At 69.6% G+C, this 20,767-nt stretch carries 19 protein-coding genes; 18 read left to right on the forward strand and 1 reads right to left on the reverse strand.

Annotation, left to right across the window (positions count from 1 at the left end):
• Nucleotides 1-3 precede the first annotated feature (3 nt).
• From atpD to nrdF, 18 genes are all read left to right on the forward strand, one after another.
• The gene (atpD, locus tag ACZDYF_RS02575) at nt 4-1,485 is read left to right on the forward strand and encodes a F0F1 ATP synthase subunit beta (protein ID WP_138823534.1); all 1,482 of its coding nucleotides are present in this window, start codon (nt 4-6) and stop codon (nt 1,483-1,485) included.
• Between the two features lie 88 nt (nt 1,486-1,573).
• The gene (locus ACZDYF_RS02580) at nt 1,574-1,858 is read left to right on the forward strand and encodes a F0F1 ATP synthase subunit epsilon (protein WP_030149953.1); all 285 of its coding nucleotides are present in this window, start codon (nt 1,574-1,576) and stop codon (nt 1,856-1,858) included.
• A gap of 18 nt (nt 1,859-1,876) precedes the next feature.
• A complete protein-coding gene (locus ACZDYF_RS02585; protein WP_191790790.1) occupies nt 1,877-2,290 on the forward strand; it encodes a DUF2550 domain-containing protein in 414 nt (137 codons plus the stop codon).
• 66 nt (nt 2,291-2,356) lie between these two features.
• Complete coding sequence (nucS, locus tag ACZDYF_RS02590; RefSeq protein WP_191790789.1) at nt 2,357-3,052, forward strand: endonuclease NucS; 696 nt, start codon at nt 2,357-2,359, stop codon at nt 3,050-3,052.
• A gap of 180 nt (nt 3,053-3,232) precedes the next feature.
• Nucleotides 3,233-3,925: a TetR/AcrR family transcriptional regulator gene (locus ACZDYF_RS02595; RefSeq protein WP_318243744.1), complete on the forward strand. Its 693-nt coding sequence runs from the start codon at nt 3,233-3,235 to the stop codon at nt 3,923-3,925.
• Nucleotide 3,926: 1 nt separating this feature from the next.
• Nucleotides 3,927-4,859, forward strand: coding sequence for a YndJ family protein (locus ACZDYF_RS02600; protein WP_475052914.1), 933 nt, complete (start codon nt 3,927-3,929; stop codon nt 4,857-4,859).
• Nucleotides 4,856-5,380, forward strand: coding sequence for a DUF1990 family protein (locus tag ACZDYF_RS02605; protein ID WP_475052916.1), 525 nt, complete (start codon nt 4,856-4,858; stop codon nt 5,378-5,380). Before ACZDYF_RS02600 ends, ACZDYF_RS02605 begins: the two co-directional genes overlap by 4 nt.
• 85 nt (nt 5,381-5,465) lie before the next feature.
• Nucleotides 5,466-6,788: an N-acetylglucosamine-6-phosphate deacetylase gene (locus ACZDYF_RS02610; protein ID WP_475052920.1), complete on the forward strand. Its 1,323-nt coding sequence runs from the start codon at nt 5,466-5,468 to the stop codon at nt 6,786-6,788.
• Between the two features lie 219 nt (nt 6,789-7,007).
• The gene (locus ACZDYF_RS02615; protein ID WP_475052926.1) at nt 7,008-8,033 is read left to right on the forward strand and encodes a LacI family DNA-binding transcriptional regulator; all 1,026 of its coding nucleotides are present in this window, start codon (nt 7,008-7,010) and stop codon (nt 8,031-8,033) included.
• A 147-nt stretch (nt 8,034-8,180) separates the two neighbouring features.
• Complete coding sequence (locus ACZDYF_RS02620; protein WP_475052931.1) at nt 8,181-9,482, forward strand: ABC transporter substrate-binding protein; 1,302 nt, start codon at nt 8,181-8,183, stop codon at nt 9,480-9,482.
• 77 nt (nt 9,483-9,559) lie between these two features.
• Complete coding sequence (locus ACZDYF_RS02625) at nt 9,560-10,525, forward strand: carbohydrate ABC transporter permease (RefSeq protein WP_191790783.1); 966 nt, start codon at nt 9,560-9,562, stop codon at nt 10,523-10,525.
• Nucleotides 10,525-11,430, forward strand: a complete 906-nt coding sequence (locus ACZDYF_RS02630) for a carbohydrate ABC transporter permease (RefSeq protein ID WP_475052934.1) — start codon at nt 10,525-10,527, stop codon at nt 11,428-11,430. Before ACZDYF_RS02625 ends, ACZDYF_RS02630 begins: the two co-directional genes overlap by 1 nt.
• A gap of 30 nt (nt 11,431-11,460) precedes the next feature.
• Entirely contained in the window at nt 11,461-13,740 is a 2,280-nt protein-coding gene (gene yicI / locus ACZDYF_RS02635; RefSeq protein ID WP_475052937.1) for an alpha-xylosidase, read from the forward strand.
• 209 nt (nt 13,741-13,949) lie between these two features.
• Nucleotides 13,950-15,437: a GH1 family beta-glucosidase gene (locus tag ACZDYF_RS02640; protein WP_475052940.1), complete on the forward strand. Its 1,488-nt coding sequence runs from the start codon at nt 13,950-13,952 to the stop codon at nt 15,435-15,437.
• A 641-nt stretch (nt 15,438-16,078) separates the two neighbouring features.
• Nucleotides 16,079-16,321 carry a glutaredoxin-like protein NrdH gene (gene nrdH, locus ACZDYF_RS02645; RefSeq protein ID WP_030149940.1) on the forward strand — a complete coding sequence of 81 codons (243 nt, stop codon included), beginning with the start codon at nt 16,079-16,081 and terminating at the stop codon, nt 16,319-16,321.
• A gap of 37 nt (nt 16,322-16,358) precedes the next feature.
• Nucleotides 16,359-16,790: a class Ib ribonucleoside-diphosphate reductase assembly flavoprotein NrdI gene (gene nrdI / locus ACZDYF_RS02650; RefSeq protein ID WP_387482187.1), complete on the forward strand. Its 432-nt coding sequence runs from the start codon at nt 16,359-16,361 to the stop codon at nt 16,788-16,790.
• Nucleotides 16,760-18,919 carry a class 1b ribonucleoside-diphosphate reductase subunit alpha gene (gene nrdE / locus ACZDYF_RS02655; protein WP_225227068.1) on the forward strand — a complete coding sequence of 720 codons (2,160 nt, stop codon included), beginning with the start codon at nt 16,760-16,762 and terminating at the stop codon, nt 18,917-18,919. Before nrdI ends, nrdE begins: the two co-directional genes overlap by 31 nt.
• A gap of 173 nt (nt 18,920-19,092) precedes the next feature.
• On the forward strand, nt 19,093-20,073 hold the full coding sequence (gene nrdF / locus ACZDYF_RS02660) for a class 1b ribonucleoside-diphosphate reductase subunit beta (protein ID WP_030149937.1): 981 nt from the start codon (nt 19,093-19,095) through the stop codon (nt 20,071-20,073).
• 99 nt (nt 20,074-20,172) lie between these two features.
• Here the strand turns inward: nrdF and ACZDYF_RS02665 are convergent, their stop codons facing one another.
• Nucleotides 20,173-20,667, reverse strand: a complete 495-nt coding sequence (locus tag ACZDYF_RS02665; RefSeq protein WP_191790773.1) for a phosphoribosyltransferase — start codon at nt 20,665-20,667, stop codon at nt 20,173-20,175.
• Nucleotides 20,668-20,767: the final 100 nt, after the last annotated feature.

A 20,767-nucleotide genomic window follows, 5' to 3' on the forward strand; every position in this document is an offset into this window, starting at 1 on the left:
GTAATGACCGCCACCACCGTGGAAGCCCAGGTCGAGCACCAGAGCGGACCCGGCGTGGGCCGTGTCGCCCGCGTGATCGGCCCCGTCGTCGACATCGAGTTCCCGTCGGACGCGATCCCCGAGATCTACAACGCGCTGACCGTCGACATCGACCTGTCCGGACAGGGCGAGGGCGAGAAGTCCTTCCGCCTGACCCTCGAGGTCGCGCAGCACCTGGGCGACTCGCTCATCCGTGCGATCGCCCTCAAGCCGACCGACGGCCTGGTCCGCGGCGCCGTCGTCACCGACACCGGCTCGCCGATCAGCGTCCCTGTGGGTGACGTGACCAAGGGCCACGTGTTCAACGTGACCGGTGACGTCCTCAACCTCCAGGAGGGCGAGAAGCTCGAGATCACCGAGCGCTGGCCCATCCACCGCAAGCCCCCGGCGTTCGACCAGCTCGAGTCGAAGACCACCATGTTCGAGACCGGCATCAAGTCGATCGACCTCCTGACGCCGTACGTGCTCGGTGGGAAGATCGGCCTCTTCGGTGGTGCGGGCGTCGGCAAGACGGTCCTCATCCAGGAGATGATCCAGCGCGTCGCCCAGAACCACGGTGGTGTCTCGGTGTTCGCCGGTGTCGGCGAGCGCACCCGTGAGGGCAACGACCTGATCGTCGAGATGGAGGAGGCGGGCGTCTTCGACAAGACGGCCCTCGTCTTCGGCCAGATGGACGAGCCGCCGGGCACGCGTCTTCGCGTCGCGCTCTCCGCGCTCACCATGGCGGAGTACTTCCGTGACGTGCAGAAGCAGGACGTGCTCCTCTTCATCGACAACATCTTCCGCTTCACGCAGGCCGGTTCCGAGGTCTCCACGCTGCTCGGGCGCATGCCCTCCGCGGTGGGCTACCAGCCGAACCTGGCCGACGAGATGGGTCTGCTGCAGGAGCGCATCACCTCGACGCGTGGTCACTCGATCACGTCGCTCCAGGCGATCTACGTCCCTGCGGACGACTACACCGACCCGGCGCCGGCGACGACGTTCGCCCACCTGGACGCGACCACGGAGCTCTCGCGTGAGATCGCCTCGAAGGGTCTGTACCCGGCGATCGACCCGCTGACGTCGTCCTCGCGCATCCTCGACCCGCGCTACGTGGGCCAGGAGCACTACGACGTCGCGACGCGCGTGAAGTCCATCCTCCAGCGCAACAAGGAGCTGCAGGACATCATCGCGATCCTCGGCGTCGACGAGCTCTCGGAGGAGGACAAGACGGTCGTGGCGCGTGCGCGTCGCATCCAGCAGTTCCTCTCGCAGAACACGTACATGGCCGAGAAGTTCACGGGTGTCGTCGGTTCGACGGTTCCGCTCACGGAGACCATCGAGGCCTTCAAGAAGATCGCGGACGGCGAGTTCGACCACGTCGCCGAGCAGGCGTTCTTCAACATCGGTGGCCTCGAGGACCTCGAGCGCAACTGGGCCCGTATCCAGAAGGAGTACGGCGTCTGACACGACGTGAGCGCGCCGCGCGCCGGGCCTTCGGGTCGGGCACGCGGCGCGCTTCGTCAGACCCGTGCACCGACATGAAGGAGTTGAAGTGGCACAGCTGAACGTCGACCTCGTGGCGGCGGACCGCAAGATCTGGTCCGGGGACGCGCGCGCCGTGAGCGCGCCGGCCGCCGACGGTGAGATCGGTATCCTCGTGAACCACTCGCCCCTCCTGTCCGTCCTCGGCGAGGGCACCGTCCGGATCACCGGCTCGAACGGCGAGAAGGTCGCCGTGAAGGTCACCGGTGGGTTCCTCTCGGTGGACTCCAACCAGGTCATGCTCGTGGTGGACGACGCAGAGGTGCTCGACGGCGCCGGCGTCTCCGGCCACTGACGGGCTCAGGTAGCACACGTGCCGCTCCCCGCCTGGATCGCGATCGGACTGCTTCTCGCAGTCGCGCTCGTGGTCGGGCTGGGAGCGTTGCGTCTTCGGGCCATCGCCCACCGGGTGGGGTCCTTCGAGTGCAGCGCCCGCCCCGCCGGGGACGCTCAGGCGTCCTGGTCGCTGGGGATCGCGCACTACGGTGTGGGTCGCATCGACTGGTGGCGCTGCTGGTCGCTCTCGCTGCGCCCGGCGCGCACGTGGCGGCGGCAGGATCTGGTGATCCTGTCCCGACGCCCCCTCGACGAGGACCGTGACCTCTTCCTCGTGGAGTGCTCGTACGAGGACGTCCGGTTCGAGCTGACGATGTCGAGCGGCGCGTACGCCGGTCTGGCGTCCTGGCTCGAGGCGGCTCCGCCCGGTCGTCGCGGCGTGGTGGTCTGAGCGCTCGCCGAGCGCTCGCCGTCGGCGTCCCCGCCGCCGTCTTCGTCCCCGTCTGAGGAGTTCTTCGTGCGTCTCGTGGTTGCCCAGTGCTCGGCTCACTACACCGGCCGGCTCTCGGCCCACCTCCCGCTCGCGACCCGCGTGCTGCTCGTCAAGGCTGACGGCAGCGTGCTGCTCCACTCGGACGGCGGTTCGTACAAGCCGCTCAACTGGATGAGCCCGCCCTGCTCGATGGCGGTCTCGGAGCCCGACGAGTCGGCCCGCGAGCGTGGCGTGACCCAGGTGTGGGCGGTCCAGCACGCGAAGAGCGACGACCGCCTCGAGATCGAGCTGTACGAGGTCCTGCACGACTCGGCGCACGACCTCGGCGTCGACCCGGGCCTGATCAAGGACGGGGTCGAGGCGCACCTGCAGGAGATGCTCGCCGCCCAGATCCAGCTGCTGGGGACGGGGCACACGTTGATCCGCCGCGAGTACCCGACGGCGATCGGCCCGGTGGACATCCTGGCCCGGGACAAGGACGGGGCGACGGTCGCGGTAGAGATCAAGCGTCGGGGCGACATCGACGGTGTCGAGCAGCTCACGCGCTACCTGGACCTGCTGAACCGTGACCCGCTCCTGTCCCCGGTGCGGGGCGTGTTCGCGGCGCAGGAGATCAAGCCGCAGGCACGGGTCCTGGCGACCGACCGGGGCATCGGGTGCCTGGTCCTGGACTACGACGCGATGCGCGGCGTCGACGACGTCGACTCGCGCCTGTTCTAGCTCGCGCCTCTGCGCTCTGGCTCGCACCCCGGCACGTGACCTTCGGGCCCTGCCCGCCGGTCACGCAGCGGTGCCTCGTCGTGAGGGGTGCCCGTCCGGCCCTGGTGGTCGGACGGGCATTTCCCGTGCTAGGTTTTTGAACATGTTCAAAAAAGACGCCTCCGGCGCGGAGCAGGGAGCGTGACGGTACCGGCGGCGCCAGAGCGCCCGCAGTCCGCCACCGCCAAGTCCGCGCAGACCCGCGCGAAGGTCCTGGAGGCTGCTCTCTCGTTGCTGCGCGAGCAGGGCTACGAGGCCACGACCATGCGGGCCATCGCCGCTGCGGCAGGCGTGAGCACGGGCAACGCCTACTACTACTTCCCGTCCAAGGACCACCTGGTCCAGGAGCTGTACGTCGAGGTGCAGCGGGCGCACCGCCGCGCAGCGGACGAGGTCCTCGCGCAGGGCGGGACGCTCGCCGAGCGGCTGCGCCGAGTGCTCGACGCGGCGATCGACGTCTTCACGCCGTACCACTCGTTCGGCGCCGAGTTCGTCTCGGTCGCGATCCGGCCGGGTGCCGCGGCCAACCCGTTCAGCGAGGCCTCGCGCGAGTCCCGGGAGCTCTCGCTCGCGATCTTCGAGGACGTCGTCGCCGGCGCCTCGCCCGCGGTGCCTGCCGCGCTGCGTGCCCGGCTCCCCGAGCTGCTGTGGCTCGCGCACCTCGGGGTGACCCTCTTCTGGGTCCAGGACTCGTCGTCGGGCACGGCGCGGACGCGACGCCTCGTCGCGGGGGCGAGCCCGATCGTCGGGACGCTCGTCCGGCTCTCTCGCCTCCCGGTGGCGCGCACCGTCGTCGACGACGTCCTGCGCCTGACCGCCTCGCTGAAGGCCTGACGTGAGCCCCGCGACCGCGGTCCTCGTGGACCTCGTGGTGGCCCTCGGGCTCGTGGTGATCCTGCCGCTGGGGCTGTCCCTGCTCGGGTCGCGCACGGTGCCGGGGGCGGGCAGCGCGTGGTGGCCCGCCGCGGGTGCGGTCACGGCCGCGGGAGCCTGGCTCCCGGGGGGTCCGCTCGCGCAGGCGTCGACCGTCCCGTTCCTCGGAGGATCGGCGGTCCTGCTCGTCGCTGCGGTGCGCGTCCTCCTCGGCCCGACGGCGCCTCGACGGCCCGAGGTGCGGCTCGCCGTCGGCGTCGCTCTCGTCATGCCGGGGGTCGGTGCCGCCGCGATGCTGGCCGACCGCGGGGGATGGGGGCTCCTCGGGTTCTCGGGGACCTACCTGACGCTGACCGTGCCGCACATGCTCTTCGCGGGTTTCGCGGCGGCGCTCGTCGCGGGCCTGACGGTCGCGCTCGACGACCCCGTCGACGGACCACGTGGCAGGCCGGCCGCCGCGCGCCTCGGGGCGGTCGGGGTGCCGACGGGTACCGCGGCGGTCCTCGTCGGGTATTTCGTCGGCAACACGGTCGAGCTGCTCGGCGCGCTCGTCCTCACCGCTGCGCTCTGGAGCACCGCGTGGGCCGTGGTGGGCGTCCCGGCCGGGCGAGGCGCAAGGATGCTTCTCACCGCAGGGTCGCTCGCCGTCGGAGCCTCGATGCTGCTCGCGGTCTGGTGGGCGGTCGGTGAGCTCACGGGCGTGCCGCACCCGAGCATCGGGCAGATGGCCGCGACGCACGGTGTCGCGAACGCGCTCGGGTTCTCGCTGTGCACCATGCTCGGACTGCGGCTCGCCCGGGCGGGGGCGGATCCGGGGCGTCGCGCTCCGGCGATGCAAGAAGACGACCGCACGACACACAGACCTAGCAGGAGCCCAGGACGGAGACAGGCATGACGCAGTCCCGCACGACCTACCCCGAGGTGGGAGCCACCCGCTCCGCCGAGCTGCCGGCGGGGTATGCCCACCTGTGCCTGCGACACCGGATCTCGGAGAGGCCCTACTCGGTCGCCGAGCTCGGTCGCCTCGGCGAGCTGCTCCTGACCTGGCAGGTGCACGCTCGGGCGCGCGTGCAGATCGTGACCTCGGCGCCCGTCGCCGAGGTCGGCGGGCTCGTGACGACGCGGCTGGGCCTGGGGCCCGTCCGGCTGAGCGAACCGTGCGAGATCGTGTGGGTCGAGCGGGAGGAGCAGCGGATCGGCTTCGGGTACGGGACCCTGCCGGGGCACGTGTTCGTGGGGGAGGAGTCGTTCGTGCTCGAACGTGACGCGGCGGGAGACGTCTGGTTCGTCGTCGACGTCTTCAGCAATCCGGCGGCCCGGTGGGTCCGGGCGTTGCGCCCGCTCGTCCCGATCTTCCAACGCCTGTACATCGCGCATCTCGCACGGGCTGCGCGTCGGCTGGCGCGAGACCTCTGACGAGCCCGTCTCAGCACTCGACCCGTCGCCGCTGCCCTCACGACCATTCGTGCGTCGTCCGAACGAAGTGCGCAAGAATGTGGCCATGACGTCGAACCCCGCCCCGCTGTCGTCCGCCTCCACGCCTGCGTCCTCGTCGGGGGAGGTGCCGCCCGCCGGACGGACCGCCCTGAGGGGCCGGGTCGTGACCCCGCAGGAGGTCCTCGAGGACGGTGTGGTGGTCCTCGACGGTCCGGTGATCGCGTGGGTCGGTGAGCGCAGGGACGCCGCTGCGGCCGGGTACTCGGCCGAGGTCGAGGCGGCGGCCGAGCCCGCCGAGGGGCAGGTCGTCCTGCCGGGCCTCGTCGAGCTGCACAACCACGGCGGTGGCGGCGCGAGCTTCCCCGACGCGCAGGACGCGCAGGAGGCGCTCGTCGCGGTCCGTGAGCACCGCCGTCACGGGACCACGAGCCTCGTCGCGTCGCTCGTGACCGCCGAACGCGAGACCCTGCTGCGCCGGGTCGCGACGCTGGCCGAGCTCGGGGACGCCGGTGAGATCGCCGGCATCCACCTGGAGGGACCGTTCCTGTCCGAGGTGCGCTGCGGCGCGCAGAACCCCCACGACATGCTCGCGGGAGACCCCGAGCTGGTCCGGGCGATCGCCGAGGCCGGGCGCGGGCACGTCCGCACCATGACCTTCGCTCCCGAGGTGCCGGGCAACACGGGGCCCGGCGGCGTCGTGGAGGCCCTGGTCGAGGTCGGAGCGGTTCCCTCGGTCGGGCACACCGACGCGTCGTCGGAGCAGACCGACGCCGCGATCGCCGAGGGGGTCACGGCGCTCGCCGCGCGTCGGGCCGCCCTCGTCGCGGCGGGGGAGCCGGTGGGTCCTGCGCCCCGCGTGACCGCGACGCATCTCTTCAACGGCATGCGCCCGCTGCACCACCGCGCCCCCGGACCCATCGCCTCGTGCCTCGCGGCCGCGGCCCGGGGCGACCTCGTGGTCGAGCTCGTCGCGGACGGCACCCACCTCGCGGCCGGGACGGTCCGCAGCGTGTTCGAGCTCGTCGGGCCGGACGCGATCGTGCTCGTCACGGACGCGATGGCGGCCGCGGGCATGGCCGACGGCACGTATCAGCTCGGTCCCATGGCGGTCACGGTCGCCGACGGCGTCGCGCGCCTCGACGACGGGACGCCCGAGGGGTCGATCGCCGGAGGGACGTTCCACCTGCTCGACGTGGTGCGCGCCACGGTCGGCTTCGGCATCCCGCTGGTCGACGCGATCAAGGCGGCGTCGCTGACGCCGGCCGGTGTGCTCGGGCGAGCGGACATCGGCGCGCTGGAGGCGGGACGACGTGCCGACGTCCTCGTGGCGGACGCGGGCCTGCACCCGGTCGCCGTGTGGCGTGGCGGAGCGCTGGTCACCGACTGACCCCGAGAGACCATGGCGCACGTCGCCTGACCTGCGACGACGCCCGAACAGCGGCCCGGCCCCGAGCGAGAGCTCGGCGCCGGGCCGTCGTCGTCCGGGCGAGAGGGGTTGACGGATCGCAATAGTTCAGTCAATACTCGTATTCATTCGAAGCGCTTCGACGAAGCGCTTCGACGATTCGGTCCCCGAGGCTGGGGCCGACCACGAGGAGGTGGCGAGATGGTGACCATGCAGGACGTGGCCGCACGGGCGAACGTGTCGCTCAGCACGGTGTCGTACGCGCTCAACGGGACGCGCAAGATCTCCGACGAGACGCGTGCCCGGATCGAGGCGGCCATGACGGACCTCGGGTACCACCGCAACGCCATGGCTCGGGGGCTCGCCTCACGTCGGAGCCACGTCCTCGCCCTGATCTTCCCCGCGACCGAGACCGGCATCGGCGGGACCGTCTCGGAGTTCGTCACGAGCGCGGCGGCCGCAGCCCGCGAGGCGGGGTACCACCTGGTGCTCTGGCCGTTCGCGGCGCACGAGGCCACCGAGATCCGCGACCTGACCCAGCAGGGCATGGCCGACGGCGTCCTGCTCATGGAGGTCCGGCTCGACGACCCCCGCGTCGAGGTGCTCCACGAGGCAGGCGTGCCCTACACGATGATCGGTCGCACCCGGGAGCTCGAGGGGCGTCCGTACGTCGACATCGACTTCGCCGCGACGACCGAGGCGGCCGTCGACCACCTGTTCGCGCTGGGCCACCGTCGGATCGCGTTCATCAACCACTCGGCCGAGAGTGCCGCGGCGGGCTACGGCCCGACCCTGCGTGCGGACGAGGGGTTCGCCGCGGCCATGGCGCGCCGCGGGCTCGCGGGGCGCAGCCTCCTGTGCGACGAGACGGCCGAGGCCGGACGCGCCGCGGTCGGCGAGCTGCTCGAGCAGGACCCGTCGCTCACCGCGCTCGTCACGATGAACGAGATCGCGACGTTCGGGGTCATGTCGGGCCTGCAGGCGCGCGGGCTCGCGGTCCCCGCCGACGTCTCGGTGCTCGGCATCGTCAGCTCGCCCGGCGTCGGCGCGATGAGCACGCCCCCCTTGACCACCATGCACGCACCGGGCGCAGCGCTCGGGCGGCTCGGTGTGCAGTCCCTGGTCGCACGGATCGACGACGCGGGCAGGTCGCACGCGCCCGTCCTCGTCACGTGCGACCTCGAGGCCGGCGCGAGCGTCGGCCCCGCCCCTGTCCGGGGGAACTGACCCCGGGTGCTCGACCCCCGACCCCGGCTTCGATCCCGAGGTGCCGGGGTCACGACCGGCGGTCTGCCGGTGCACGTCCGCCGGCCTGGCCGGTGCAGGACCAGACGATCGGCGCTGGCGCCGACGCTCAATGATGAGGAGAGAGTCATGTTGCGTACACGGAAGCCTCTTGTCGCTGCCCTGGTAGCGCTCCCACTCGCCCTGGCGGGCTGCGCGGGAGGAGGGAGCGGCGGAGGGGACTCCGACGACAAGACCCTCACGATCTGGCACTACGAGTCGGAGACGTCGGCCATGGGCCAGGCCTGGGCCAAGGCGATCGAGATCTTCGAAGACGAGAACCCCGACGTCACGGTCGACGTCCAGAAGCAGACGTTCGAGCAGATCCAGAAGAACGCGAAGATCGTGCTGACCGGCGACGACGTTCCCGACGTCATGGAGTACAACAAGGGGAACGCGACCGCAGGCCAGCTCGCGTCGCAGGGCCTGCTGACGCCCCTGACCGACGCGGCCGAGGAGCGTGGCTGGGACACCAAGCTCAGCGGGTCGCTCCAGACCACCGCGACCTACGACGAGAACGGCCTCATGGGCTCGGGCGAGTGGTACGGCGTGCCGAACTACGGCGAGTTCGTGGGCGTCTACTACAACAAGGACATGTTCGCGCAGTACGGCGTCCAGGTCCCGACCACGCTCGCCGAGCTCGAGACCGCGATGGCGACCTTCCAGGCCGCCGGTGTCACGCCGCTCGCCGAGGCCGGCGCCGAGTACCCGCTCGGCCAGCTCTGGTACGAGCTCGTCCTCGCGAACGCCGACCAGGACTTCGTCGACGCCTACCAGCTGTTCGACGGTGACGTCGACTTCCAGGGCCCGGAGATGACCGAGGCCACCGAGACCCTCGCCGACTGGATCGACAAGGGCTACATCGCCTCCGACTCCGCCGCTCTCACGGCCGAGGACATGGGCGTCTCGTTCATCAACGGCACCTACCCGATGATGGTCTCCGGCTCGTGGTGGTTCGGGCGCATCGTCGACGAGATGGACGCCGACTGGGGCCAGTTCAACTTCCCGGGCAACACGCTGCAGGTGGGCTCGTCGGGCAACCTGTGGGTCGTCCCGACCAACGCCGACTCGAAGTCCCTCGCCGAGGAGTTCATCGACATCACGCTGCGTCCCGAGGTGCAGAACATCCTGGGCGAGGCCGGCGGGCTCCCCGTCGCGGGTGACGTCTCGGCCATCACGGACGAGCGCACCAAGGCCCTCACCCAGAACTTCAACGACATCCTGGCCGCCGACGGCCTCGCGTTCTACCCCGACTGGCCCGTCGCGGGCTACTACGACGTGCTCGTGAGCCAGCTCCAGTCGCTCGTCAACAAGTCCAAGACTCCTGCCGAGGTCCTCGACGGCCTGTCCGGCCCGTACGAGGAGGGCAAGACGGACCTGCTCGAGGGCTGAGCCGCAGCGCAGGGAACCCGGTGGGCGGGCGACCGTCCGCCCACCGGGGCCGAGGACTCCGACGACGAGGAAAGACCATGAGCACTGTCAAGACGCCGACCCCGACGGTCGAGCGAGCACGGGCCGCGCGCTCGCGGCGCAGCAGACCCCGCTGGGTGGGCTACCTGCCCTATCTGATCCCGGGAGCGGTCGCCTTCACGGTGGTCATCCTGATCCCGTTCGCCACGAACGTGTACTACAGCCTCTTCAAGTGGAAGGGCGGCATGGCCCCGAAGAAGTTCGTGGGGCTCGACAACTACGCCGCCCTGATGGCCGACGAGCAGTTCTGGACCTCGTTCCGGAACTCGGTCGCGATGATCCTCGCGATGGTCGTGGTCCCGACGATCATCGGGCTCGTGCTGGCGGCCGTCCTGTTCGACTACCTCGGCCGCCGGTTCGGCGGCGGCGTCGCGGCCTTCCTGCGCGCCACCTACTACCTGCCGCAGATCCTGCCGGTCGCGGTCGCGGGCGTGCTGTGGAACTGGATCCTCAACTCCCAGACCGGCGCGCTCAACGTGGTCCTGCGCTCGATCGGGTTCGAGAACCCGCCCAACTGGCTCGGGTCCACGACCACGGCGCTGCCCACGGTCATGGCCGTCCTGGTCTGGGTCCAGATCGGCTACCCGGTCGTGATCTTCATGTCGGCGCTCCAGCGGGTCGACCCCGAGCTGTACGAGGCGGCCGAGCTCGACGGCGCGGGTTGGTGGCGCCGGTTCGGCGCGATCACGATGCCGCAGATCCGCCCCGAGACGTTCGTGGTGGTCCTGACCTGCACGGTCGCGGCGCTCAAGGTCTTCGGCCCGATCTACGTGCTGACCCGTGGCGGCCCCGAGAGCTCGACGCTCGTGCCCAGCTACTACTCGTACCTCAACTTCTTCGACAAGTCGAAGGTCGGCTACGGCGCTGCCGTGGCAACCGTCCTGACCCTGGTGATCGTCGTGGTCGCCCTCGTCATCCTCGCCCTGCAGTCCCGCGCCGAGCGCCGTGAAGAAGGAGGCCGCTGATGGCCACCGACACGTTGTCCCCGTCCGTCGAGAAGTCCACCGGGGACCAGGTCCTGCGGGCCACCCGGCCCGACCAGCGGCACCGGCGGGGGCTCGGGCGATGGTTCGTGCTCGCCGCGGCCGCCCTGTTCGCGCTCCTGATGCTCGCCCCGTTCGTCATCATGCTCCTCAACGCGTTCAAGTCGCCCGCGGAGTACTCGCAGGACGGGCCGCTGAGCTGGCCGACGCACCTGTACTTCGACGGCGTGGTGGCGTTCTGGGAGCGGGTCGACTTCCCGCAGAAGCTGCTCAACTCGATCTGGATCTCGGCCGCCGTGGCGATCGGGGGCACGCTGCTCTCGCTGCTCAACGCCTACGCGATCGGCGTCGGGAGGGTCAAGGGTCGCCTGTGGATCATCATGCTGTTCCTGCTCGCTAACATGCTGCCGCAGGAGGCCCTGGTCTACCCGCTGTTCACCATGGCGCAGCAGGTCGGCCTGTCGAACTCCCAGTGGTCCGTGATCATCATCTTCACGGTCATCCAGTCGGCGTTCGGCACGTACCTCCTGTCGTCGGTGCTCGGCACGTTCCCGCCCGCGCTGCTCGAGGCCGCGGCGCTCGACGGCGCCACTCGCTGGCAGATCCTGTGGAAGATCGTCTTCCCGGTCGTGCGCCCGACGCTCTCGGTCCTGATGATCTTCTTCTTCATCTGGACCTGGAACGAGTTCTTCATCCCGCTGGTCATGCTGACGACCAACGCGACGCAGACGATCCCGATCGCGCTGGCCTCGCTCCAGGGCGACCGGATGATGGACGCCACGACGACCAACGCGGGCGCGCTGGTCTCGCTCGTCCCCGCAGTCATCTTCTTCCTGATCTTCCAGCGCACCCTGACGCGAGGCGTCACGGCCGGCGCCGTGAAGTGACCGCACCTACCCCGAAGGAACCGAGCACCCATGAAGTTCACCGACGGCTACTGGCAGGTCCGTGACGGCTTCTCGCCGCTCCACCCGGCCCAGGTCGACGACGTCCGCGCCGACCCCGCGGCGGGCACCATGACGGTGTACGCCCCGACGGCCGTGATCCGGCGGCGCGGCGACACGCTCAACCGGCCGCTCCTGACGGTCACCTACTCGTCGCCTGCGCCGGGGGTGATCGGCGTGCGGATCGAGCACCTGAGCGGCGGGGTGCGGCGCGGTCCGCACTTCGAGCTCCGCCGCGAGGAGGGCTTCCGGCCCGAGATCTCGGTCGACGCCGCCGCGGGCGTGCTGCGCTCGGGGCCGCTCGCGGTGCGGGTGCACCGCGACGGCGGCTGGCGCGTCGACGTCGAGCAGGACGGGCAGGTCGTGACGTCGAGCCTGCACAAGGCCGTGGGCGCGGTCCAGGCCGATGCCGCGCACGGGGGTTCGCACTTCGTGCACGAGCAGCTGAGCCTCGCGCCGGGCGAGCAGCTGTACGGGCTGGGGGAGCGGTTCGGGCCGTTCGTCAAGAACGGGCAGGCGGTCGACGTCTGGAACGCCGACAGCGGGACGTCGAGCGAGCAGGCGTACAAGAACGTGCCGTTCTACGTGAGCAGCCGCGGGTACGGCGTGTTCGTCGACCACCCGGAGCTCGTGTCGTTCGAGGTGGCCTCCGAGATCAACACGCGTGCCCAGTTCTCGGTCGAGGGGCAGGCGCTCCAGTACTACCTGGTCGCGGGGCCCACGCCCAAGGAGGTCCTGACGCGGTACACCGCGCTGACGGGGCGCCCCGCGCGCGTCCCGGGCTGGTCGTTCGGGCTGTGGCTCACGACGTCGTTCACGACGAGCTACGACGAGCAGACCGTGAGCGGGTTCATCGACGGGATGGCCGAGCGGGACCTGCCGCTGTCCGTCTTCCACTTCGACTGCTTCTGGATGCGCGAGTACCAGTGGGTCGACTTCGAGTGGGACCCCCGCACGTTCCCCGACCCCGAGGGCATGCTGAGCCGGCTCAAGGACAAGGGCCTCAAGATCTGCGTGTGGATCAACCCGTACGTCGCGCAGCGCTCGCCGCTTTTCGAGGAGGCGCGCGAGGCCGGGTTCCTGCTGCGCACGACCGACGGCGGCGTGTGGCAGTGGGACAAGTGGCAGGCGGGCATGGGTCTGGTCGACTTCACGAACCCCGAGGCGACCGAGTGGTACCTGGGCAAGCTCAAGGGCCTGCTGGACCAGGGGGTCGACTGCTTCAAGACCGACTTCGGGGAGCGCATCCCGGTCGACGACGTGGTGTGGTCGGACGGGTCGGACCCGGCCAAGATGCACAACTACTACGCGCAGCTCTACAACGAGGCGGTCTTCCGGCTCCTCGAGCGCGAGCGCGGCGAGGGGGACGCGGTCCTGTTCGCGCGGTCGGCGACCGCGGGCGGTCAGCAGCTCCCGGTGCACTGGGGCGGTGACTGCGACTCGACGTACGCGTCGATGGCCGAGTCGCTGCGCGGCGGGCTGTCGCTCGCGATGTCCGGCTTCGGGTACTGGAGCCACGACATCGGGGGCTTCGAAGGGGTCCCGGACCCGGGGGTCTTCAAGCGGTGGCTCGCGTTCGGGCTCCTGTCCTCGCACAGCCGGCTGCACGGCTCGGACTCGGTGCGCGTGCCGTGGGCGTTCGACGAGGAGGCGGTCGACGTCACCCGGCGGTTCACGCGGCTCAAGCTCTCGCTCATGCCGTACCTGGCGGGGGTCGCGGAGGAGGCGCACCGGGACGGGATCTCGATGATGCGGCCCATGGTGCTCGAGTTCCCGGGTGACCGCGGGGGCTTCGGGGTCGACACCCAGTACATGCTGGGCGGCTCGCTGCTCGTGGCGCCGGTCTTCACGGCCGAGGGCGACGTCGAGTACTACGTCCCGGAGGGTCGCTGGACGAACCTGCTCGACGGGACCACGGTCTCGGGACCACGGTGGGTGTCGGAGCGGCACGGCTTCGACTCGCTGCCGCTCCTGGTCCGCCCGGGCACGGTGCTTCCGGTCGGCGCGCGCACCGACCGGCCCGACTACGAGTGGGCCGACGGCGTGACCCTGCGCCTGTTCGAGCTGCCCGACGGTCACGACTCGACGACCACGGTCCCGTCCGAGACGGGCACGGCCACGACCTTCCGCACCGTGCGCGAGGGGTCGCGGATCACGGTCACCTCCCACGACGCCCGCGCGCCGTGGGCCGTGCAGCTCGGCGAGCGGGTGGTCCGGGGGCAGGGCGTGGGCAGCGTCGAGCTGTCCGTCTGACGCTCGCCCCACGCCACGCGGCGGGGGAACGCACGGGGGGGGGGGGGTGAGCGGCGTCGTCGGGCGGGGGAGTCCTCCTGCCCGACGACGCCGCTCACCTCTCGCCCTCGACGTCGCCCGGCCGCGTGGGTACGCTGATCGAATCGATACGTGAGAGCGCTTCCACGCCTGAGTCAGACCATCCACCGACGACCGACCGAAGGAACACCGTGAGCACCGTCGCCACCCGGCAGGACGCCGACCCCGCACCGTCCGCAGCGCAGCCCCCCGCACCGCGCACCTTCCCGACCGACTTCCTCTGGGGATCGGCCACCGCCGCCTACCAGATCGAGGGCGCCGCCGCCGAGGACGGCCGCGGACCCTCCATCTGGGACACCTACTCCCACACCCCCGGCCGCACCCTGAACGGCGACACCGGGGACGTCGCCGACGACCACTACCACCGGTGGGCCGAGGACGTGCAGCACATCAAGGACCTCGGGCTCGGCGCCTACCGGTTCTCGATCTCCTGGTCCCGCGTCCAGCCCGGTGGCTCGGGCGAGTTCAACCCCGAGGGCATCGCCTTCTACTCGCGCCTGGTCGACGCGCTCCTCGAGGCGGGCGTCAAGCCCGTCGTGACCCTCTACCACTGGGACCTCCCGCAGGAGCTCGAGGACCGCGGCGGCTGGGCGAACCGCGAGACCGCCCACGCGTTCGCGGAGTACGCGCGCCGCATGGCCCGCGAGCTCGGCGACCGTGTCGACGTGTGGACCACGCTCAACGAGCCCTGGTGCTCGGCGTACCTCGGCTACGGCTCGGGCGTGCACGCCCCCGGCCGCACCGAGCCCGTCGCGGCGCTCGCGGCCGTGCACCACCTCAACCTCGCCCACGGGCTCGCGTGCCGTGCGATCCGCGACGAGCTGGGAGAGGACGCCAAGACCTCGGTGACCCTCAACCTGCACGTCATCCGGCCCGACGACCCCACCTCGGACGCCGACCTCGACGCCGTGCGGAAGATCGACGCGCTCGCCAACCGGGCGTTCCTCGGCCCGCTGCTCGACGGCGCCTACCCCGCGGACCTGCTCGCGGACACCGCGCACGTGAGCGACTGGTCGTTCGTCCAGGACGGCGACCTGGAGCTCGTGCGCCAGCCGCTGTCGATCCTCGGCGTCAACTACTACTCGACCGTGCGCGTCCGGCACTTCTCCGGGGACGGCGAGCGCTCGGAGAGCGACGGTCACGGCGCGTCGAGCCACAGCCCGTGGATCGGGGTCGACGACGTCGAGTTCGTCCAGCAGCCCGGCCCCTACACCGCGATGGGCTGGAACATCGAGCCCTCGGGCATAGCCGAGCTGCTGGTCTCGGTGCACCGGACCTACCCCGACCAGCCGCTCATGGTCACCGAGAACGGCGCGGCCTTCGACGACGAGGTGACGGTCGACGCACAGGGGCACGCCCGGGTGCACGACGACCGGCGCGTCGCCTACCTCCACGACCACGTCGACGCCGTCGGGGCCGCGATCGACGCCGGCGCCGACGTGCGCGGGTACTTCGCGTGGTCGCTGCTCGACAACTTCGAGTGGGGCTACGGCTACGACCGTCGGTTCGGGATCATCCGTGTCGACTACGACACGCTCGAGCGGACCTGGAAGGACTCGGCCCACTGGTACCGCCGGCTCGCGTCGTCCTCGGTGCTGCCCGCGGTCGACGAGGTCTGACCCCGGCGGGACGTCCCGACTGCGACGTCCGGGCCTCCCGAGGGGGCGGCCCGGACGTCGTGCGCCGTGCGCCCGGACGGCGCACGACGGGGAACCGGTGATCTTTGTCGCAGCCCGACCGGAACCGCGCGACACGCCGAGTCGACACGACACGCCTGAGAAATTTCTGCCCGGCTTGTCCGCTTCGCGACGTCCTCGTCCGCCCTCGACGCTGTCCTTCGTCGGGTCTCGTGACCTGTCGACGAGGGCGGGTCGACTCCCCACAGCGTGTGGACGACGATCCTCCACAGCCTGTGGAGAAGTCACCGGGGCCGCAAGAGCCTGCGGATCGACGTGCGGACGAGCGGTGGACGACGGCGCCCGGCAGGTCTTGTCAGTGCCTCCTGGGAGGATGGATCCGTGCTTGTAGCACACTCCGAGAGGCCCCGAGGATGAGGCGACCAGGATCACCCGACCACGACATCTAGTGCCGAGCGCGGAGCCCGCCCACTAGGTATAGTGGTCAGCACCAGGGAGCGCACCATCTCCTCGGGCACATCACACGATCGTAGTTCCACCAGTGTTCTTCGAGGTCAGGACCCTTCGCGGAGTCGGCCCGAGACCCGTGGAAGACCGATCCCCTACACGAGGAGACTGACCAGATGAGCATCACGGTCTACAGCAAGCCGGCTTGCGTTCAGTGCGACGCGACCTACCGCGCCCTCGACAAGAAGGGCATCGAGTACTCGGTCGTGGACATCAGCCAGGACGCCGAGGCGCTCGAGCTGGTTCGCGGCCTCGGCTACCTGCAGGCACCCGTCGTCATCGCGGGCGACGACCACTGGTCGGGCTTCCGCCCCGACCAGATCAACGCTCTTGCGGCGAAGGTCGCTCCCGTCGCCTGAGCAGCTCGTCCCTCCGGTCCCCGCTGCGAGGTGTGACATGGGATCGCTCGTCTACTTCTCCAGCGTCTCGGACACCACGCACCGGTTCGTCCAGAGGCTGGGCCTCGAGGACCGCGGCCAGTCGGTCCACCGCATCCCGCTGCGACCCAAGGACGAGTTCCTGCGGGTCGACGAGCCGTACGTCCTGATGATCCCGACGTACGGCGGCGGCAACGAGGGCGGGGCAGTGCCCCGCCAGGTCATCAGGTTCTTGAACGACGCACACAACCGGTCGTTGATCCGCGGCGTGATCGCTGCGGGCAACACCAACTTCGGCGCTGCCTACTGCATCGCCGGCGACATCATCTCCTCGAAGTGCCAGGTGCCCTACCTGTACGCCTTCGAGCTTCTTGGAACAGCCGAGGACGTCGAGCGCGTCCGCGACGGATTGGGACGATTTTGGCAACGACAGTCACGGATTCCAGCGTGAGCACGGTGGCTGCGGGAGTCGAGCTCGACTACCACGCACTCAACGCGATGCTCAACCTGTACGGCCCCGACGGCGAGATCCAGTTCGACAAGGACCGCCAGGCTGCGCGCCAGTACTTCCTGCAGCACGTGAACCAGAACACGGTCTTCTTCCACAGCCTCGAGGAGAAGCTCGACTACCTGGTCGAGAACAAGTACTACGACCCCGCTGTCCTCGCGAAGTACGACCGCGCCTTCGTCAAGTCGCTCTTCGAGTTCGCGTACTCCAAGAAGTTCCGCTTCGACACGTTCCTCGGTGCGTTCAAGTACTACACCTCGTACACGCTCAAGACGTTCGACGGGAAGCGGTACCTCGAGCGCTTCGAGGACCGCGTGTCCATGGTCGCGCTCGGCCTCGCGGACGGCAACGAGCAGACGGCGCTCGACATCGTCGAGGAGATCGTCGCCGGCCGCTTCCAGCCCGCGACCCCGACGTTCCTCAACATCGGCAAGGCGCAGCGCGGCGAGCCCGTCTCCTGCTTCCTGCTGCGCATCGAGGACAACATGGAGTCCATCGCGCGCGGCATCAACTCCGCGCTCCAGCTCTCCAAGCGTGGCGGCGGCGTCGCCCTGCTCCTGAGCAACATCCGCGAGCACGGCGCCCCGATCAAGCACATCGAGAACCAGTCCTCGGGCGTCATCCCCGTGATGAAGCTCCTCGAGGACTCCTTCTCCTACGCGAACCAGCTCGGGGCCCGCCAGGGTGCCGGTGCCGTCTACCTGCACGCGCACCACCCCGACATCATGCGATTCCTCGACACCAAGCGTGAGAACGCCGACGAGAAGATCCGCATCAAGACGCTCTCGCTCGGTGTGGTCATCCCCGACATCACGTTCGACCTGGCGAAGAAGAACGAGGACATGTACCTCTTCTCGCCGTACGACGTCGAGCGCGTCTACGGCAAGCCCTTCGCGGACATCTCGGTCACCGAGAAGTACGACGAGATGGTCGACGACGCACGCATCCGCAAGACCAAGATCAAGGCGCGCGAGTTCTTCCAGACCCTCGCCGAGCTCCAGTTCGAGTCCGGCTACCCGTACGTCATGTTCGAGGACACGGTGAACAAGGCGAACCCGATCAAGGGCCGCATCACCCACTCGAACCTGTGCTCCGAGATCCTCCAGGTCTCGACGCCCTCGACGTACAACGAGGACCTGTCGTACGACCACGTCGGCCGCGACATCTCGTGCAACCTGGGCTCGCTCAACATCGCCAAGACGATGGACTCGCCGGACTTCGCCAAGACCATCGACACCGCGATCCGCGCCCTGACGGCCGTGTCCGACCAGACGAGCATCGAGTCCGTCCCGTCGATCAAGCGCGCCAACGAGTCGGGCCACGCGATCGGCCTCGGGCAGATGAACCTGCACGGCTACCTCGCTCGTGAGCGCGTGTTCTACGGCTCCGAAGAGGGCATCGACTTCACGAACATCTACTTCTACACCGTGGCCTACCACGCGATCGCCGCGAGCAACCGTCTCGCGATCGAGCGGGGTCGCGCGTTCGGCGGGTTCGAGGACTCGACGTACGCCTCGGGCGAGTACTTCGAGAAGTACACGACCCAGGTGTGGGAGCCCGCGACGCCGCGCGTCAAGGAGCTGTTCGAGAACGCCGGCGTGCACATCCCCACGCAGGAGGACTGGAAGGCGCTCGCCGCGTCCGTCAAGGAGCACGGCATCTACAACCAGAACCTCCAGGCCGTCCCGCCGACCGGTTCGATCTCCTACATCAACAACTCGACGTCGTCGATCCACCCGGTCGCCTCGAAGATCGAGATCCGCAAGGAGGGCAAGATCGGGCGCGTCTACTACCCGGCGCCCTACCTCACGAACGACAACCTGGAGTACTACCAGGACGCGTACGAGATCGGCTACGAGAAGATCATCGACACGTATGCCGCGGCGACGCAGCACGTGGACCAGGGCCTGAGCCTCACGCTGTTCTTCAAGGACACCGCGACCACGCGCGACGTCAACCGTGCGCAGATCTACGCCTGGCGCAAGGGCATCAAGACCCTGTACTACATCCGCCTGCGTCAGCTCGCGCTCGAGGGCACCGAGGTCGAGGGTTGCGTCTCCTGCATGCTGTGATCGTCCTCGTCGCCTGAGGGCGACGCCCACGGGAGGGGTGCCGGTCTGCCCGGGCCGCTCGTGCCTCGCGGCCCCCGCCAGGCCCGACCACGACCGGCGCCCCTCCCGCTCCCGCCGCCCGCAGGACCTCTCGTCTCGTCGCTGGCACCGTGCTGAGAAAGAAGAAGAACGACATGTCACCCACTGGGAAGCTCAAGCTCATCGATCGCGTGTCCGCGATCAACTGGAACCGTCTCGAGGACGACAAGGACGCCGAGGTCTGGGACCGGCTCGTCGGGAACTTCTGGCTCCCCGAGAAGGTCCCGGTCTCGAACGACATCCAGAGCTGGGCCACGCTCACCGAGGAGGAGAAGACGCTGACCATGCGCGTCTTCACCGGCCTCACGCTCCTGGACACCATCCAGGGGACCGTGGGGGCCGTGTCGCTCATCCCTGACGCGATCACCCCGCACGAGGAGGCCGTGTACACCAACATCGCCTTCATGGAGTCCGTGCACGCCAAGAGCTACTCGTCGATCTTCTCGACGCTGTGCTCGACGCGCGAGATCGACGAGGCGTTCCGCTGGTCGGAGGAGAACCCCAACCTCCAGCGCAAGGCCGAGATCGTCATGGAGTACTACAAGGGCGACTCGCCGCTCAAGCGCAAGGTCGCGAGCACGCTCCTCGAGTCCTTCCTGTTCTACTCGGGCTTCTACCTCCCGATGTACTGGTCGAGCCGGGCCAAGCTCACGAACACCGCTGACCTGATCCGCCTCATCATCCGCGACGAGGCCGTGCACGGGTACTACATCGGCTACAAGTTCCAGAAGGGGCTCGAGAAGCTCAGCCCCGAGGAGCGCGACGAGATGAAGGCGTACACGTACGAGCTCCTCTTCGAGCTCTACGAGAACGAGGTCCAGTACACCGCCGACCTCTACGACGGCGTCGGGCTGACCGAGGACGTCAAGAAGTTCCTGCGCTACAACGCGAACAAGGCCCTCATGAACCTGGGCTACGAGGCGCTGTTCCCCAAGGACGAGACCGACGTCAACCCGGCGATCCTGTCCGCGCTGTCCCCGAACGCCGACGAGAACCACGACTTCTTCTCCGGCTCGGGCTCGTCCTACGTGATCGGCAAGGCCGTCAACACCGAGGACGACGACTGGGACTTCTGATCCCGGCCCGGCCCGGCGCCACGCCCGAGCGCCGACCACGACCGACGCCCCGCTGCTCCTCGAAGGAGCGGCGGGGCGTCGTCGCGCGTCCAAGGACGGTCAGTCGTTCGGCCTCGACATCGCACCCTCCACAGGAGGCTCGGCCGACCACGGGAACGTGATCCACAGGTCGGTCTCCTTCCAGGCGAAGTCCGGCTGGATGATCGTGCGCGGCTTGGTGTAGAGCACCGCGGAGCGGGCCTCGGTGCCGTGCTCGGCGAGCATGTCCATGACCAGGGCGAGCGTGCGGCCCGAGTCCGCGACGTCGTCGACCACGAGGACCTTGGACCCCGGGAGCTCGGACGTGTCCATGAGCGGGGGCAGGACGCGCGGGTCGGCGAGCGTCTGGCCGATGTCCGTGTAGAACTCGACGTTGAGGGTCCCCACACCCTTGGTCCCCAGCGCGTAGGCCACGGCCCCACCGGGCAGGAGCCCGCCGCGGGCGATCGCGACGACGACGTCGGGCAGGAAGCCGCCGGCCACCACCTGCTCGGCCAGCTGCCTGGACGCGGTGCCGAACAGCTCCCACGTCATGACTTCGCGCTCTGTGCTCATGGGCAGAGCCTAGGTGCTGTTCCTGGGGGGCGGCCTGCCGAGGGCCGCGCGCAGGACGGCGCGGTCCAGCACACGAGAAGGGCCGCCTCCCGCGGACGGG

The sequence above is a fragment of the Oerskovia sp. PE-21s genome, from assembly GCF_056158145.1.

What these genes read in the sequence shown, in the direction of transcription:
- nrdH (WP_030149940.1), top strand. Translation starts at nt 16,079, where the DNA reads ATGAGCATCACGGTCTACAGCAAGCCGGCTTGCGTTCAGTGCGACGCG.
- ACZDYF_RS02620 (WP_475052931.1), top strand. Translation starts at nt 8,181, where the DNA reads ATGTTGCGTACACGGAAGCCTCTTGTCGCTGCCCTGGTAGCGCTCCCA.
- ACZDYF_RS02615 (WP_475052926.1), top strand. Translation starts at nt 7,008, where the DNA reads ATGGTGACCATGCAGGACGTGGCCGCACGGGCGAACGTGTCGCTCAGC.
- nrdF (WP_030149937.1), top strand. Translation starts at nt 19,093, where the DNA reads ATGTCACCCACTGGGAAGCTCAAGCTCATCGATCGCGTGTCCGCGATC.
- ACZDYF_RS02665 (WP_191790773.1), bottom strand. Translation starts at nt 20,667, where the DNA reads ATGAGCACAGAGCGCGAAGTCATGACGTGGGAGCTGTTCGGCACCGCG.
- ACZDYF_RS02625 (WP_191790783.1), top strand. Translation starts at nt 9,560, where the DNA reads ATGAGCACTGTCAAGACGCCGACCCCGACGGTCGAGCGAGCACGGGCC.
- ACZDYF_RS02610 (WP_475052920.1), top strand. Translation starts at nt 5,466, where the DNA reads ATGACGTCGAACCCCGCCCCGCTGTCGTCCGCCTCCACGCCTGCGTCC.
- yicI (WP_475052937.1), top strand. Translation starts at nt 11,461, where the DNA reads ATGAAGTTCACCGACGGCTACTGGCAGGTCCGTGACGGCTTCTCGCCG.
- ACZDYF_RS02605 (WP_475052916.1), top strand. Translation starts at nt 4,856, where the DNA reads ATGACGCAGTCCCGCACGACCTACCCCGAGGTGGGAGCCACCCGCTCC.
- ACZDYF_RS02630 (WP_475052934.1), top strand. Translation starts at nt 10,525, where the DNA reads ATGGCCACCGACACGTTGTCCCCGTCCGTCGAGAAGTCCACCGGGGAC.
- atpD (WP_138823534.1), top strand. Translation starts at nt 4, where the DNA reads ATGACCGCCACCACCGTGGAAGCCCAGGTCGAGCACCAGAGCGGACCC.
- nrdI (WP_387482187.1), top strand. Translation starts at nt 16,359, where the DNA reads ATGGGATCGCTCGTCTACTTCTCCAGCGTCTCGGACACCACGCACCGG.